The 14,212-nt window shown below is 47.9% G+C and carries 17 protein-coding genes; 5 read left to right on the top strand and 12 right to left on the bottom strand.

Features of this window, described 5'->3' with window-relative positions:
* The first annotated feature begins 37 nt into the window (after positions 1 to 37).
* A complete protein-coding gene (locus ACMXI2_RS18160) occupies positions 38 to 667 on the top strand; it encodes a class I SAM-dependent methyltransferase (protein WP_483777499.1) in 630 nt (209 codons plus the stop codon).
* Positions 668 to 808: 141 nt separating this feature from the next.
* On the opposite strand, the gene ACMXI2_RS18155 is transcribed toward ACMXI2_RS18160, so the two are convergent.
* Complete coding sequence (locus ACMXI2_RS18155) at positions 809 to 1,285, bottom strand: group II truncated hemoglobin (RefSeq protein ID WP_079472539.1); 477 nt, start codon at positions 1,283 to 1,285, stop codon at positions 809 to 811.
* Positions 1,286 to 1,372: 87 nt separating this feature from the next.
* Between ACMXI2_RS18155 and ACMXI2_RS18150 the strand changes: the two genes are divergently transcribed.
* Positions 1,373 to 2,827 carry an aminoacyl-histidine dipeptidase gene (locus ACMXI2_RS18150; RefSeq protein ID WP_483777498.1) on the top strand — a complete coding sequence of 485 codons (1,455 nt, stop codon included), beginning with the start codon at positions 1,373 to 1,375 and terminating at the stop codon, positions 2,825 to 2,827.
* Between the two features lie 68 nt (positions 2,828 to 2,895).
* Here the strand turns inward: ACMXI2_RS18150 and ACMXI2_RS18145 are convergent, their stop codons facing one another.
* From ACMXI2_RS18145 to ACMXI2_RS18130, 4 genes are all read right to left on the bottom strand, one after another.
* Entirely contained in the window at positions 2,896 to 3,162 is a 267-nt protein-coding gene (locus ACMXI2_RS18145) for a hypothetical protein (RefSeq protein WP_483777497.1), read from the bottom strand.
* 36 nt (positions 3,163 to 3,198) lie between these two features.
* Positions 3,199 to 4,428 carry an MFS transporter gene (locus ACMXI2_RS18140; RefSeq protein WP_483777496.1) on the bottom strand — a complete coding sequence of 410 codons (1,230 nt, stop codon included), beginning with the start codon at positions 4,426 to 4,428 and terminating at the stop codon, positions 3,199 to 3,201.
* A gap of 15 nt (positions 4,429 to 4,443) precedes the next feature.
* The gene (locus tag ACMXI2_RS18135; RefSeq protein ID WP_483777495.1) at positions 4,444 to 4,881 is read right to left on the bottom strand and encodes a MarR family winged helix-turn-helix transcriptional regulator; all 438 of its coding nucleotides are present in this window, start codon (positions 4,879 to 4,881) and stop codon (positions 4,444 to 4,446) included.
* Between the two features lie 71 nt (positions 4,882 to 4,952).
* Entirely contained in the window at positions 4,953 to 5,519 is a 567-nt protein-coding gene (locus ACMXI2_RS18130; protein WP_483777494.1) for a Crp/Fnr family transcriptional regulator, read from the bottom strand.
* 203 nt (positions 5,520 to 5,722) lie between these two features.
* On the opposite strand from ACMXI2_RS18130, the gene ACMXI2_RS18125 reads away from it, so the two are divergent.
* Positions 5,723 to 6,409, top strand: a complete 687-nt coding sequence (locus ACMXI2_RS18125; protein ID WP_483777493.1) for a type 1 glutamine amidotransferase domain-containing protein — start codon at positions 5,723 to 5,725, stop codon at positions 6,407 to 6,409.
* Positions 6,410 to 6,465: 56 nt separating this feature from the next.
* Here ACMXI2_RS18125 and ACMXI2_RS18120 read toward each other — a convergent pair whose 3' ends face one another.
* The gene (locus ACMXI2_RS18120; protein WP_483777492.1) at positions 6,466 to 6,843 is read right to left on the bottom strand and encodes a DoxX family protein; all 378 of its coding nucleotides are present in this window, start codon (positions 6,841 to 6,843) and stop codon (positions 6,466 to 6,468) included.
* Positions 6,844 to 6,857: 14 nt separating this feature from the next.
* Entirely contained in the window at positions 6,858 to 7,322 is a 465-nt protein-coding gene (locus tag ACMXI2_RS18115) for a hypothetical protein (protein ID WP_483777491.1), read from the bottom strand.
* A 122-nt stretch (positions 7,323 to 7,444) separates the two neighbouring features.
* Here ACMXI2_RS18115 and ACMXI2_RS18110 point away from each other — a divergent pair, with 122 nt between their 5' ends.
* Positions 7,445 to 8,080 (top strand): MarR family winged helix-turn-helix transcriptional regulator, encoded by a 636-nt coding sequence (locus tag ACMXI2_RS18110; RefSeq protein ID WP_483777490.1) that lies wholly within the window; start codon positions 7,445 to 7,447, stop codon positions 8,078 to 8,080.
* 59 nt (positions 8,081 to 8,139) lie between these two features.
* Here the strand turns inward: ACMXI2_RS18110 and ACMXI2_RS18105 are convergent, their stop codons facing one another.
* The 3 genes from ACMXI2_RS18105 to ACMXI2_RS18095 all read right to left on the bottom strand — a co-directional run bounded on the left by ACMXI2_RS18105 (position 8,140) and on the right by ACMXI2_RS18095 (position 10,825).
* Positions 8,140 to 8,853 (bottom strand): hypothetical protein, encoded by a 714-nt coding sequence (locus ACMXI2_RS18105; RefSeq protein ID WP_483777489.1) that lies wholly within the window; start codon positions 8,851 to 8,853, stop codon positions 8,140 to 8,142.
* Between the two features lie 116 nt (positions 8,854 to 8,969).
* Entirely contained in the window at positions 8,970 to 9,914 is a 945-nt protein-coding gene (locus tag ACMXI2_RS18100; RefSeq protein WP_483777488.1) for a hypothetical protein, read from the bottom strand.
* Between the two features lie 59 nt (positions 9,915 to 9,973).
* On the bottom strand, positions 9,974 to 10,825 hold the full coding sequence (locus tag ACMXI2_RS18095) for an alpha/beta hydrolase (RefSeq protein WP_483777487.1): 852 nt from the start codon (positions 10,823 to 10,825) through the stop codon (positions 9,974 to 9,976).
* Positions 10,826 to 10,921: 96 nt separating this feature from the next.
* Between ACMXI2_RS18095 and ACMXI2_RS18090 the strand changes: the two genes are divergently transcribed.
* A complete protein-coding gene (locus ACMXI2_RS18090; protein WP_483777486.1) occupies positions 10,922 to 11,722 on the top strand; it encodes a class I SAM-dependent methyltransferase in 801 nt (266 codons plus the stop codon).
* 1 nt (position 11,723) lies between these two features.
* On the opposite strand, the gene ACMXI2_RS18085 is transcribed toward ACMXI2_RS18090, so the two are convergent.
* Together ACMXI2_RS18085 and ACMXI2_RS18080 are read right to left on the bottom strand one after the other, a co-directional pair.
* Positions 11,724 to 13,340: a family 43 glycosylhydrolase gene (locus ACMXI2_RS18085; RefSeq protein WP_483777485.1), complete on the bottom strand. Its 1,617-nt coding sequence runs from the start codon at positions 13,338 to 13,340 to the stop codon at positions 11,724 to 11,726.
* Entirely contained in the window at positions 13,237 to 14,121 is an 885-nt protein-coding gene (locus tag ACMXI2_RS18080) for an AraC family transcriptional regulator (protein ID WP_483777484.1), read from the bottom strand. The genes ACMXI2_RS18085 and ACMXI2_RS18080 overlap by 104 nt, the downstream gene beginning before the upstream one ends.
* Positions 14,122 to 14,212: the final 91 nt, after the last annotated feature.

The following is a 14,212-nucleotide window of genomic DNA, read 5'->3' as shown; positions in this document are numbered from 1 at the left end:
CCAGCGGAGTATATAAATTATTTTCATAAATTCAGGTATGGACAAACTACAGATGGCCATCAACGTTTTTGATAAACGCGCCGTTCAATACCAGGATAAATTTATGGACGTGGCATTATACCACGACTCATTTGATCTTTTCTGCAACAGCATCTCAAAACAAACAGCGGCTGTTTTGGAGATTGCCTGTGGTCCCGGTAACATCACGAGGTACCTGCTGCAAAAGCGGCCCGATTTTCACCTGCTGGGAATCGACTTAGCGCCCAATATGCTGGAACTGGCCCGCAGCAATAATCCGCAGGCGGAGTTTATACTGATGGATGGCCGGGATATCCTCCGGCTGAACAAATTATTCGACGGGATCATGTGCGGCTTTTGCCTGCCGTATCTCAGCCGGGAAGAGGCCGTGAAAATGATAGGAGATGCTGCCCGTTTGTTGTTACCCGGCGGAGTATTTTATATCAGTACTATGGAAGATGATTATGCCAGATCTGGTTTCCAGCGCTCGGGTGCGGGCGATGAGCTGTATATGTACTATCATCAGGCCGATTACCTGGTAAACGCATTGAATGCAAACGGTTTTAAAATAATGGATATCCAGCGGAAGCAATACCCTGCCGCCGATGGAAGCACTACAACAGACCTGATCATCATTGCGGGAATATAACTTATACCTACATTACTATTTCCCATGTTGGAATAAGCGTTGTAATACTGGTGAAAAGTATTTTCTGGATGTTACCCGACATCCCTTATCCCGTCATCTTGCTAAGGATCAGGAAAGATTGGGAAAGGGCAGGGGACAGCCCTAAGGAATATAAGGCCCGCCTGGTTCTCCCCATCCCCACTTCGGCATCGGCTCATCCGGCTTCAGGGGCACTTCCGTTTCCTGCGAGTTGATCACAGCTATGCGTGTACCCCATTCGATATACGCTACAAAAGCAGACCTGAACTCGGGATCATCCGGGAGGTTTAGTGTGTCGGCTGTTTCTATCAGCAGCTGTACCCATCTTTTCCGGTGTTGTTCTGTAAGATGTTTGCCCAGGTGCTTTTGGATCATCCTGAAATGAGAACCCTCTTCTTCACTGTACATTTTTGGTCCGCCGAAAACTTCAGCAATAAAATGTGCCACATGCAATTGATGCGCGGGCGACATATGCCGGAATACCGGCGCTAATAATTCATCCTGCAATACCTTGTCGTAAAAGGCATTCATCAGTTTCTCAAATACGGGCATACCACCAGCCCATTCGTATAGTGTGGGGATTTTTTTCTCTGAAGTCATTACCAGGGTGCTTGATTATGCTAAAGATAATATCTCCGGATGAATTATCTTTACAAATACCTTCAATCAACGGTTAATATTATTTCAATGGAAATAAAAGATTTATCACCAAAACACTTATGGCAGCATTTTGCTGAACTGAATGCCGTTCCCCGCGCTTCCAAAAAGGAAGAGAGGGTAATCGCTTTTATGATGGATTTCGGAAAACGTCTCGGCCTGGAAACAGTCAAAGACGCCATCGGGAATGTAGTGATCAAAAAGCCGGCAACAACAGGCATGGAAAACCGCCAAACGGTCATCCTCCAGTCGCACCTCGATATGGTTCATCAGAAAAACAGTGATACCGTATTTGACTTTGATACCCAGGGCATCGATATGTACGTGGATAACGACTGGGTGAAAGCACGTGGTACCACCCTCGGCGCAGACAATGGCATCGGCGTAGCCGCTATCATGTCGGTACTGGCCGCAAAGGACATCCCGCACCCTGCCATTGAGGCCATGTTTACCATCGATGAGGAAACCGGTATGACCGGCGCCAAACAACTGGACCCGGCTAACTTCTCCGGGAAGATCCTTCTGAACCTGGATACAGAAGAGGAAGACGAACTGACCATTGGTTGCGCCGGCGGCATCGATACAAACACTAAAGGCACTTATAAAGAAGTGCCGGTAGTTAAGAGTGCTATTGCCTTTCACATCAGTATCAAAGGATTGCTGGGCGGCCACTCCGGAATGGAAATCCATAAAGGCAGGGCCAACGCCAATAAAGTGATGAACCGGCTCCTGTATAAAGCTGCAGAGCAGGTAAATATACAACTGGCCGGTTTAGACGGCGGCAGCCTCCGGAATGCGATCCCCCGCGAATCACAGGCCGTTGTTGCCGTTCCATTAGCGGATAAGGAAAAGTTTACCCGCGTTATCAGTGAATTTGAGGCTACTATAAAAGAAGAATATAAAACCATAGAACCGTCTTTCGTACTGGAATGCAAAGAAACCGCGGTACCGTCGCTGGTAATGGACCCGGTATATCTCAAACAGTTGCTGCGCGCCATTTATGCCGTACCCAACGGCGTATTCCGCATGAGCCCTGATATCGCCGGACTGGTGGAAGCTTCCTCTAACCTGGCCAGGGTACAGGCTAAGGACGGTGTGTTTATTACGCAGTCCCTGCAACGCAGCAGCGTGGAAAGTACCAAAAACGAGGTAGCTACCGCAGTAAGCGCTGCATTTGAAATTATTGGCTGCGAAATAAACCAGGGCGGCGACTATCCCGGATGGAAGCCTGATGCCGATTCCGCCGTGCTCCGGTTATTACTGGAACTGTATAAAGATCATTTCACGCATACGCCTAATGTAGGCGCCTGTCATGCCGGACTCGAATGCGGCATCCTGGGCGCACACCTGGGCAACCCGGATATGATCTCTTTCGGCCCCACCATCCGCGGCGCACATTCCCCGGATGAAAAGGTGCAGATATCTTCTGTTGGAAAGTTCTACGATTACCTGCTGCATATTCTCCGGGAAATACCGGTTAAATAAGGTTCATAAAAGGCTTCCGTTCGAAAGAACGGAAGCCTTGTTAGTTATTAACATCTCATTCCGGACACTCACTTCTCCCTGGCTATATAACGGAAACGGATCATCGCATTTTCTGTTTCTGAAGAAGTCACTTTCAACTCATACCGCTTGTCGCTGGTCAGAATAATCATTTTAGATGTATTGGGCGGAATATCACCGGGGTTGTTGGCATGTAATACCAGCTCCTGGTATTCCTGCGAGGGATCTGTTGCGGGATGAATATCGGCGGCGGCATAGCCTTTCCATACACTTTCCAGGTTTTGGGCACGGAGCGTGGTCAACAGTATTGATTTCATCTGGTTGGTTAACATATCGCCTTAAAGATAAGGTTTCTAGGTATGTGCGGGCAATCCGGTTACGGGTTGTAATTGTTGTTGCCGGAAAAGGAGTCCGCCGATAATGATGGTCACCACACCCTGCAGCAGCACGGTATTGGGGGTACCTATCCATTGGGAAACAGCGCCTACCAGCAATCCGCCAAGAGGCTGCATCCCGAAAAACGCCATCGCATAAAAGCTGATCACCCTGCCCCGCATCGCCGGATCTACCGTTGTCTGGATCAGGGTGTTGCTGATCGTGATCTGCGACATCATGCCGAAACCTGCTATAGTGGCGAATATCAATGCAATTGGATAAATGGTGGAATGGGAAAACAGCACGAGTCCGGCGCCGAATACCAGCGTGTTAAGCGCCAGGATCTTCCGGAGATTTTTTCCTGGTTTGAGGGAAGCGAGGAAAATAGCCCCGCAAAATGCGCCCATCCCGATGGCGCTGTCTATCACTCCAAAGGTGGAGGCATTGCCTTTGAAAATATCTTTGGCATACACGGGCATCAGCGTGGTATAAGGCAATACCAGCAGGCTCACGGAGGCCAGCGTAAGTAATATCAGCGAAATGGCCGGAGTGGCCCGGATATAGGCAAATCCTTCTTTTAGTTCGCCCAGCATATTGGTAGTACGCACTTTTGGAGTGTAAGCCGGGAGCTTCATATACAGTAACGATCCTATTACGGCAATAAAGCTGATGGCGTTGATACCAAAACAGATGTCTTCCCCGAATTTTTCGAGCGCCAGCCCGGCAATGCCCGGGCCAATTAACCTCGACAAATTCACCATCGAAGAATTCAGCGCCAGTGCATTGGGCAGGTCTGCTTTGTCCTCTACCATTTCATATACCAGCGACTGCCGCGCGGGTACGTCAAAAGCGTTGATGAGGCCCAGGAAGGCGCTCAGTGCAATGATCTGCCACACCTCATAGTGTTTAAAGTAAATCAGCACGGTTAATAAAACCGCCTGGATCATGGAGGCAAACTGGGTCATCAGCAACAGCTTGTACCGGTTGTAGCGGTCCGAAGCTACACCGCCCAGGAAGGAAAATACAAAGGAAGGAAACATGCTCGCAAAAAGAGTAAGCCCGAGCATGAACTTGGAATGTGTTTGCGAATAAATTACCCAGCTGACGGCAGTTTTCTGCATCCAGGTACCTATCAGTGATATGGACTGTCCACTGAAATATAACCGGTAATTGCGACTCCTGAAAGCATTAAAAGTGTTGATGTTCATGTTAGTTCCCCGCTTTTATTCGTACTCCACCAATTTTGATAAAGGCCCGATGGCCGCCAGCAGGATTGCCTGCTCTTCTTTTGTGCAAACCTCGCTGATGGCTTTACTCAACCACTCGTTCCGCTCTTTCCGTACCCGCTGCATCCGCTCTTTACCTGCGGCAGACAGGGAAATATGAATCTTCCGCTTGTCGTCGGGAGAGGCCGTTCTGTTGATTAAACCCTGCTGGAAAAGATGTTGGAGTAATTGCCCCATCGATTGCGGCGTCATTTTTTCCATTACCGCCAGTTCTGCCGATAACAGGTAATCGTGCTGGTCCAGTAATACCAGCACAGAACGCTCACGCTGCGATAACTGCTCATTGACGGGCGACAGCTTTCGCAGCTTTCTCACCAGCCTGGCAAGCAGGGGACGAAGTTGTGCAGCAAGTTGATTCGGATTTCCGGAAGCCATATAGTAAGGTAAAGTTATAAGTTTACCTTACAAATATACTGAATTATTTCCGGGAGAATAAAAAGAAAGGGTTACTTACCGGAGAAACGGCTCAGCGTTTCACGCGATACGCCAAGATAGGCGGCAATCAATGTTTTTGGAACCCGTTGGAAAAGAGAAGGGTATTGCGCCAGTAATTGTTCGTAGCGCGACTGTGCATCATTGTTAAGCAGCGACAGGATCCGCTGCTGGGAGGCTACATAGCCGGAAGTGGCTTTCACCCGGAAAAAATGTTCCATTTTATGGGAAGCTTTACAGAGCTTCTCTTTATTATCAAAAGATAAACTTAACAGGGTGGATGCTTCTACACAATCAATATTCAGATTTGCAGTTGTTTGATTTACGTACGCCTGGTAATCGGTGATCCACCAGTTTTCCATCGCAAACTGGATAATATGCTCTTTCCCGGCTTCATTAAAGTAGGCCGCTTTTAATAGCCCGCTTACCACAAAATATTCATGTCCTACCAGGTTCCCTTCCTGCACCAGGAACTGGTGCTTACGCAGTTTTTTTTCCGTGAAGTACGACTGTATATGATCGAATTCCGTATCCGTGAGGGGGGAAATCTGTTCGATATGTTGTCTTAGCACATTACTCATAAGATACAAATTAACATAAAAGCTGTGACCTGGATCACAATTAAATGGTGATCTGTTTCCTTCCACAGCATACGTATAAATACCAGCTTTGCATAAAAATCAGGTAAATGAGAATTAAAAAAACAGGCTTATTGCTGTTGCTATTGCCCTTTCTGGCTTTTGAGGCATATAGCCAGCGTACAAAAACAATTAATCATCTGTCTATGAAAAAAATACTTATCGTAGTGAGTTCTTTCAGCGAAGTAAAAAGTACCGGGCATAAAACAGGTACCTGGATAGAAGAATTTGCCACGCCCTACTACCTGTTTACCGACAAAGGGTTCCAGGTAACCATTGCATCACCCGCAGGTGGAAAGGCGCCCATTGATCCAAAAAGTACAGCGCCCGATTATAGCACGGAATCAGTAAAAAGGTTTCTCAAAGATCCGGCAGCACAGGAAAGATTGAACCACACGGTGCTGTTGAAAGACGTGCAGGCAGCGGATTATGACGCAGTGTTTTATCCCGGCGGACATGGCCCCATGTGGGACCTGGCAGATAATGCCAAATCCGCGCAGCTGATAGAAACATTTTATGCAGCAGGAAAACCGGTGGCGCTGGTATGCCATGCTCCTGCGGCGCTGAAAAACGTAAAGGACAAAACGGGTGCGCCGTTGATAAAAGGGAAGAAAATATCGGCGTTCACCAACAGTGAAGAAGTGGCCGGTCAAACTACCGCTGAAGTACCTTTTTCCCTGGAAGATATGTTGAAGGAGCGTGGAGCAAATTATGTAAAAGGGGCCGACTGGCAACCCTTTGCCGTAGCCGATGGTAACCTCATCACCGGCCAGAACCCAGCTTCCGCTCAGTTAACAGGCGAAAAAGTAATCGCAGCACTGGGTGTGAAATAATATAACAATAGCAATATAAAGCCTTCAGACACGCCCGGTCTGAAGGCTTTACTTTTTTAGGCAACCACCACAGGTGAGTGCAGTTTGTGATAGTAAACATAAGAAACTACCAGGCTTACAAAAAAGGATGTGTGACCTATTTCCAGCAATACGCTGTCACCGCTCGACAAATGCGCAATGGCCGCGGAAATCAATGTAATGCCAAACCCAAAATAGGCAAACTCCCGCAGCTTCGGTGGCGTAAAAGGCAACAGGAGCGCCAGTGAACCCAGAAACTTGGCAACGGTCAGTTCTATCCGGAACCAGTTGGGTAACCCCAGGTGGGCGAAGGCGCCCTTCATTTCAGGATTGAAGGCAAAATTAAAGGCACTCCATAACATCACGCCGGTAAGAATAAGCGTGGCCGTCCAGTAAATGATTTTATCTTTTTTCATGATGTTCAATTTGATCAGTTGAATTTGTAAACGCTCAACAGGATGATGATAAAAACGAACAATAATTGCACGGTGTGGAATAAACTGATGTTGCCCCTGATCTTTTGAACCGTGCCGGCAGACGTTTCAAAGGACTTCTGTAACTGTTTTTTCTGCCGCTGTCCGAAAAGGAACGTATTGAGGATAATAACGATCACCAGGCCAAACTTCACCCGGAACCATAGCTGTTCGCCAAAAACGCCATGCGTTATGTACATAATGCCTATGCCGGAAAGAATGATCAGCCCGATCCCTACCCTCATTAATACCGGGAAAACGGATATGGCCTGCATCACGGTGGCTGCCTTGCTTTTATCCAGGTCGTACTGCTTCCAGAACTGCCGGAAACCCACAAAATCCGCTACCGACGTACCGGCAAAGAGCAGAAACCCTATGAGGTGGAGCACAACGAAGCCCTGGAAAATAATCTGTGTTGACATCTGACTATGATTTTTATATGACAGAATCGAAATAATAATAGTAAATGTATAACGGAAATATAGTAAAAACAAAAAATCCGGAGTATTTTTTCTATTATTGCTTCGAAAATAAAATATGTAGCATGAATAAAGCCGTAGAACTGGTTACTGAATGGGGGGCATTTGATGATCAGCATCCGGAAAGCAGCATTGAGGAATTTTGCAGGTATTACCTTGCACACAAGCAAACACGCAAGCCTGTTCCGCCGGAAGGGAAATTTCTGCCGGTACAAAGTGAAGGCGTATTGATGCGGGTAATCGGAAGGATCTTTAAGTTACATACCATTTACACGGTGGCGGCATTGGATGGTACCGGCATCAACACCATCGATGAATATTCATTGCTCAATACCGTGGCACAGTTAAAGGAGCCCCGGAAAACAGAAGCCATCTACGCGGCGCTGCAGGAGCTGTCTACCGGCACAGATAAACTAAACCGCCTGAAAAAGCTCGGCTATCTCGCCGAATATGACGATAAAGAAGACAAGCGCTCCAAACGGTTAAAAGTAACGCCCAAAGGAGAAAAAGTACTGATCCTGTGCAGGCGGCGGATCAGCCAGCTCGCGGAAGTAATGTTTCACGACATGACAGACGATGACCGTAAGTTATGCGTACAGCTGCTGAAAGGGGTGGAAACAAAATTCGCCGGTATCTGGCAGTCGCACAAGGGAAGAGATTTCGAAGATATTTATGCGGAGATCATAACGGATAAACGCTAATACTTCACATCAAACCGCCAGTCGGTCATACGAATGGTATCACAACCTGCTGTTTTCGTTTACTTATCTACATCCATACAGTAAGTAACACAATGCCATACGCTTTTAAAATCTTTGCCTTCATGTTGCCCGCTGGCTTCTTCTGTAAAAGTACCTTCCAGCATGTAGCGGCCCGCCCACGCGGGTGAAAAAGTAACGTCACCAGCCTGTCCGGCTTTGAACTTTTTAGTCCATCCCTCCGGCGATTGTACAGTTACTTCGCCGGCTGCCGGAACTGCCTTCTTATAGCTTAACTGCACGGTGGCCGGCTGATGCAGCTTGTTTGTTTTTTTGAGATTCGTCAGCAGGGAGAAATCCGTATAGTCTTTTACGTTATCGGCGCCGGTTAAAGAGTTGTTGACTTTCACCAGGCCCATCGCATAATAATGGATCTTACTGCCGCTGTATACTTCCTGCACGGTGTGATCAATGGATAATACGTGCGTACCGGCAACAGCAGGCGTAAAGGTTGCGGTGAAATAATTGCCGTTGGCGGTGCAGGTCAGTTTTTCTTTTTGTCCGTCGGGCTTCACCAGGTACAGGGTGAAATCTTTCATATTACTGAACCAGTTCCGGATAGAATCGCGCTCGTTATCTGCATATTCTCCCAGGAAAACTTTTACTTCCTGCGGCTGCCCGATCTTCCCGGTAGTAACGGTTTCAATCCAGATGGCATGGGCAAAAAGCGGTTGAAGGCTACAGCATAAAATAACAGAAAACAGGAATTTTTTCATTATATCTTGATTTATAAATGGAGCATCATCTGCAATATGGGCAAAGCTATGCCGGGAGAGGACCGCACCGGTGGCGAAAAGGGAATATTATTTACGCAATCGGGAAAAATTACCCGTTATTCGATGCTGACAAGGTAATGCAGGAGCCGTTGCAGATCCTGGTTCACCGACCGGATGGTAGATTGCAGCTCATTTACCATCGCGGCACGGGTATGAAGGTCGTCGGCTTTATACACACCGCCATCGCCAAAAAACAGCTGTTTGTCGGAGGTGCTGGCATTCCCCCCAAGATCAAACCGCTCCCATCTTTTTTTAACATTAGCCGCCAGTGATATCTGCCGGCTGTTGCTGAAATGTTTTTCAGTCAGCACATACCAGGTAAAAGGAGGATAAATGGCAGAAGTATCCGGCATATACCAGATGTCAGATAATACATTCCGGAGATGCGCGAACCTGATCCTCTTCCCGGCGGCATTGATCGTTAAGGCGCCCAATCCTGCGGAAAGCAGGCCCCCGCCGATGGCAACGGCGTTCTGCGGACCATCTTCTTTGATAGCAACCGTCGCAATAGTGGTCAGCGCGCCGGTAATGATGGAAGCCACTGTTAAGCGGGTATTCCTTTTGCTGTTGAAGTTATCGAGATATTTGGCCAACTGGTCGGCCTTTTCACCTTCACAGTCCAGTTCTGCGGCAATACCGGCAATTTCCATTGTGGCCAATAGCAAGCGGTGCTGGATTTTCGACCGGAGTTCAGATCTTCTCATCAGCCCCTCCAAAGTCGTATCGCCGGTTATTTCCTTCATCCGCCTGATCAGGAACAGCGTGCCGGTAGCATTGGCCATTAACACCTCATGTACCGGTAAATCGGGGTTCGCCTTTATCAGTGAATCGGTATTTTTTAGGGGAATGGTATCCTGGTTGTTGCTGAAGGCGGCCGCCGGTGCGCAATAGTTACCGGTAATGGTCAGCTTGGTGCTGTTGATCACCCGCGTGGTTTTACAGGCGTATAACAACACCAGTGCCATGCCGGCAAAAAGCAAAGGGAAACGGCGTGTTTTCATGCGGGCGTTTTTCTTCATACACTACAAACAACCGGCTAAATGGTTTGAAAAACACTTCATTATTCGGATGGCAGTATCCACTGAAGCCCTTTTATAAAAGTTGGCAGCTGTGTATCCATATGTCCCAGGTTGGAATAAATGTCGCCCCGATAGGTGATTTTTTGGGAGACGGAAGCCGTTAGTTGCGCCATCAACGCCTGTAGCGATAGGGCGCCGGAATCACCAGCTTCCGGTTCTTCCTGCCCTCCGAAAGTAAAGTATGCCTTCACTTTTGCCCGCGCGCTATCCTTTATCGGCACTGTTTTCAGCTGCTCGGGGAGGTAGTAATGATTATAATGCAATGACGGACTCGCCGCAATATATCCACTGAAGCCGGTGGAAGTTCCGGTCAGATCACGGTAAAGCGTATACGCAGTAAAATAACCAGCCAGCGAGTGTCCCATCAGCACGCGCTTCGTGGTATCGGTGCGGTATTGCTGATCTACCGCCGGGATCAGCTGACCGTGTATAAACGACAGGAATTTATCTGCCCCGCCACTGGCGCTCATTTCATATTCCGGGATCGCCACAGGATAAGTGTCGTCCCGGTTTCTTAAAGAATCCATCGAAGGAAAATCTTTATAACCAATACCCACCAAAATCACGTTGGGCGCCAGTCCCACTTCGGCATATTTATCCAGGGTCACCGCCATCACATCAAAATACAGGTTGGCATCCAGCAGGTACACCACCGGGTATTTTGTGGATTGCTCCGGGTTATAATCAGCAGGAAGATGTATGAAGATAGAAAAGGAATCGGCCACCGCTTTGGAATACAAACGCATTACAGCGGTTTTACTTTGTTTATCTGCGTCAGACGAACATCCGGCCATTATCAGCAATACTATTACGGAAGTCACATAACGGGTCATGGCTGTTAATTTAGATACGTCGTAAAGTATAGCAAATTTTTGTTTACAAAATGTTATATTTAAATTCATCTTTTCCTGATCAAACAACAGATCCCCATGAGTAATACCGCGAATGAAAGAGCCGTTATGCCAAAAGACAGCAGCATTTTAGATAGCAGGAGTTTGCAAAACAGCTACGCTACGCTGATACCACTGCTCAGGGAAGGCATGCGTGTGCTGGATGTAGGTTGCGGCACGGGCGCCATCTCCGCCGGAATAGCCGGTGCAGTGGGGCAAACAGGAACCGTGGTGGGTATCGACAGCAGCGCACACTTAATCGCCAAAGGCAACACCGATCACGCAGATCTGGCTAACTTAACATTGCTGGAAGCCGACCTGTTTGCCTACAACCCCGCGGAAAAATTTGACCTCATCGTTTCAGCACGTGTACTGCAATGGTTAAACAACCCGCGTGAAGCGCTGCTGAAATTTAAATCCCTGCTGAAACCCGGCGGATACATTTCTATTTTAGACTACAACCATACCCAGTTGGAATGGACTCCCGCACCACCGGAAAGCATGCAGCGCTTCTATAATGCATTCCTCGACTGGCGTGCTGATGCGGGCATGGATAATGAAATAGCCGATCACCTCACTGCGCATTTTGAGGAACTGGGCTTTCATCACATCGCTGTATTGAATGCTGATGAAATATATACCCGCGGCGAAAGCAACTTTGCTGAAAAAGCAGGCATCTGGTCCAAAGTAGCGGAACTCAGAGGTCCGCAGGTAGTGGAAAGCGGCTTTAGCACCGAGGAGGAGCGGATTCGCGCCATTGCGGATTACCAGGCGTGGATCGGAGAGCGGGCAGAGAAAATGGTGATGAAACTGAAAGATGTAAGGGCAAGGATTGACTAACCTACTTCCCCATATACGTACTAAACTTCAGCACCCGGTCCTTTTCAACAGTAAACACCTGGCCGCAATCAGCGCTGTAAGCTGCACCACCACCGGGAGTATCATCTTTATAGGTAATGCCATAACAACCACTGCCCGTGGAAGATCTGATCACCATCACATAACTGCGTTTGGCCGATACCGTTATATGCGGTTTTACGCTGACCGGTTGCGGCGACCAGCTCAGACTGTCGCGTGAAACCGCCGTTTCGTACAGTGCTTTTCCTGCTGCAGGCAAACCTTTATCATCGGCAGGGTAAATGCTGATATGAAGGTCGTCGTCGGGATAACCGCTTTTAAAAGCAGTGATGCTTACGGCAGTAAGCACGCCGGAGCGGGTAGGGGTAAAGGTTTGCGAGCGCTGTATACATCCGTGAATGTCGCACTGGAACCGGAAGCCATCCTGACCGCTGCTGTTGTCTGGCATCATTTTCATAGCAGGAGGCAGGGCCGCGCGTAGTGGCAATGCTATACTGTCTTTACAGATGATCGGTTCAATGGTGCCATCTGCTGCAAAAGAAAGCGGCGCCCAGTAGTAATTAGCCAGCGCTTCATTTTTGGCCGCTTTGTTCCACAGGTCGCTGCCATAAAGGAATACGCTGTCGCCGTTGAGTTTAATAAGAGATACAAAAGAAGGTTGGCCTCCGCACGATTGGTCGCTGATCTTTGCCCCATCAGACCACGGACCTAACGGTGAGTCAGCACGACGGTAAGAAGTGCCGGTGCCGGCGCAATAGCCGCAATTAGGATCGGAGTACAGCAGGTAGTAAATGCCATTGCGCCGGAGGAGCGCCGGCGCTTCTGTATTTCCTTTGGTAACAGCTTTCACATGTTCGCCGCTGCCGGTAAGATAATCTGCGCGGAGCTTTTCTATTACAATGGTACCTTTTGTCTGCCAGTCGGTATACGCAATGTAAGCAGTACCATCTTCATCCACAAAGGTATCGTGATCACCGTTGTTCAATCCTGCAACCGCACCGTTGTTGTTCACCGCCAGTGTTGGCTCCGCTACTTCAGTAAACGGACCGGTGGGCTGCTGGCTGGTAAATACGCTGAAGCCTATACGATTATCGTATACATTGATCCATAACACATACTGTTTTGTTTTTTTATTGTAGATCACATGAGGCCGGAAACACCCATAGGTACTGCCATTGCAGCGTGTTTGCCATACCGGTGTGCGGGCGTCAAATAAAAACCCTTTGTCGGTCCATGTTTGCAGATCCGTGGAAGTATATACTTTGAATCCGCAAAAGGGCGCATCTTTTTTGCCCCATTCAAAGCCACAGCCATAGCTGGTTCCATAGAGATAGTACGTGCCGTTGAAGTAAGCAATTTCTCCGTCGTGTGCATCAATGGCAGCGCCTGCGGTACTGAAGCGGATGGTTTGTTGTTGCTGCGGGTTGAAGTTAATAAGCGATGAATTCGTTTGGGCATGCACGTTAGCTGCCAGCAGTAATATGCAGCAGGCGATATTAAATATCGCCCTGCGCTTTTTTCCGGTAGTCTGTAGGCGTAAGGCCGGTCTTCTCTTTAAAGATCCTGGAGAAGTAAAACGAAGAATCAAACCTGAGATCATAGGCAATTTCTTTTACAGATACAGCTGGGTCATTCAGCAATTCCCTCGCTTTCTCTATTTTAAGTTGTATATAGTACTGGAACGGCGATAAGCCTGTATATTTTTTAAATTCTTTCCTGAACCAGGAGTAGCCCACCTGCAACTCTTCTGCCGCCTGCTCCGGTGAATAATGTTGAGAGATATTGGCGCGGAATAACAGCCGTGCTTTATTCATCAACAGTTCTTTTTCTTTATTCCCGTTTACCTGTTGTTTTACGAGGTAATAAATGTTTCCCATCAGGTGAAGAGCGGCGCCGGCAATGAGCGGCTGGTAGCCCGGGTTTTCCTGTTTTGTTTTTTCTATAATGAGATGAAACAACTGCAGGGTACCTTCCTGGAAACCGATATATAAACAGGGCTTTTCCCGTGTGAAAAAATTTTCCTTCAGCAGGTTGTCGAGTACAGGTCCTTTCATACCTACCCAGTATTCATCCCAGCCGGTTTCGGTGAGCGGCCGGTAGCGGTGCCTTTCTCCAGGGAATAACAGGATAACGGTACCCGCTTTTATTTCCTGCTGGCGGCAGCTGTCTGATTCAAAAATACCTTTCCCGTTGGTGATGTAAATAACCTGGTACTCGTTCAGTACCCTTCCCTTTTTCCAATTGAAATGATGATGCGCAGGATGATTTTTCCCGGGATAGAGGTCTGTTGCTGCTACCTGTGTACAACCGGTATTCAGTACCCACAATCCCCAGTTCTCATCTTCCCTGCTTACAGGCAGGTATTTATAATAGTTCATCATAACGCTTCCTTCTTTTACATAAAAATATGAAAAGCCGGAAAGGAATTGGAAAGTAATAAGAATTTCCGCCACCTGCCGGGATTATGTCAGA

It is taken from the genome of Chitinophaga sp. G7 BAM 1005, from assembly GCF_057126945.1.
This window is presented reverse-complemented; position numbering and strand designations above follow the sequence as displayed.

Coding starts and splice junctions, on each gene's coding strand:
- ACMXI2_RS18160 (WP_483777499.1), top strand. CDS start 38: ATGGACAAACTACAGATGGCCATCAACGTTTTTGATAAACGCGCCGTT.
- ACMXI2_RS18155 (WP_079472539.1), bottom strand. CDS start 1,285: ATGACTTCAGAGAAAAAAATCCCCACACTATACGAATGGGCTGGTGGT.
- ACMXI2_RS18150 (WP_483777498.1), top strand. CDS start 1,373: ATGGAAATAAAAGATTTATCACCAAAACACTTATGGCAGCATTTTGCT.
- ACMXI2_RS18145 (WP_483777497.1), bottom strand. CDS start 3,162: ATGAAATCAATACTGTTGACCACGCTCCGTGCCCAAAACCTGGAAAGT.
- ACMXI2_RS18140 (WP_483777496.1), bottom strand. CDS start 4,428: ATGAACATCAACACTTTTAATGCTTTCAGGAGTCGCAATTACCGGTTA.
- ACMXI2_RS18135 (WP_483777495.1), bottom strand. CDS start 4,881: ATGGCTTCCGGAAATCCGAATCAACTTGCTGCACAACTTCGTCCCCTG.
- ACMXI2_RS18130 (WP_483777494.1), bottom strand. CDS start 5,519: ATGAGTAATGTGCTAAGACAACATATCGAACAGATTTCCCCCCTCACG.
- ACMXI2_RS18125 (WP_483777493.1), top strand. CDS start 5,723: ATGAAAAAAATACTTATCGTAGTGAGTTCTTTCAGCGAAGTAAAAAGT.
- ACMXI2_RS18120 (WP_483777492.1), bottom strand. CDS start 6,843: ATGAAAAAAGATAAAATCATTTACTGGACGGCCACGCTTATTCTTACC.
- ACMXI2_RS18115 (WP_483777491.1), bottom strand. CDS start 7,322: ATGTCAACACAGATTATTTTCCAGGGCTTCGTTGTGCTCCACCTCATA.
- ACMXI2_RS18110 (WP_483777490.1), top strand. CDS start 7,445: ATGAATAAAGCCGTAGAACTGGTTACTGAATGGGGGGCATTTGATGAT.
- ACMXI2_RS18105 (WP_483777489.1), bottom strand. CDS start 8,853: ATGAAAAAATTCCTGTTTTCTGTTATTTTATGCTGTAGCCTTCAACCG.
- ACMXI2_RS18100 (WP_483777488.1), bottom strand. CDS start 9,914: ATGAAAACACGCCGTTTCCCTTTGCTTTTTGCCGGCATGGCACTGGTG.
- ACMXI2_RS18095 (WP_483777487.1), bottom strand. CDS start 10,825: ATGACCCGTTATGTGACTTCCGTAATAGTATTGCTGATAATGGCCGGA.
- ACMXI2_RS18090 (WP_483777486.1), top strand. CDS start 10,922: ATGAGTAATACCGCGAATGAAAGAGCCGTTATGCCAAAAGACAGCAGC.
- ACMXI2_RS18085 (WP_483777485.1), bottom strand. CDS start 13,340: ATGATCTCAGGTTTGATTCTTCGTTTTACTTCTCCAGGATCTTTAAAG.
- ACMXI2_RS18080 (WP_483777484.1), bottom strand. CDS start 14,121: ATGATGAACTATTATAAATACCTGCCTGTAAGCAGGGAAGATGAGAAC.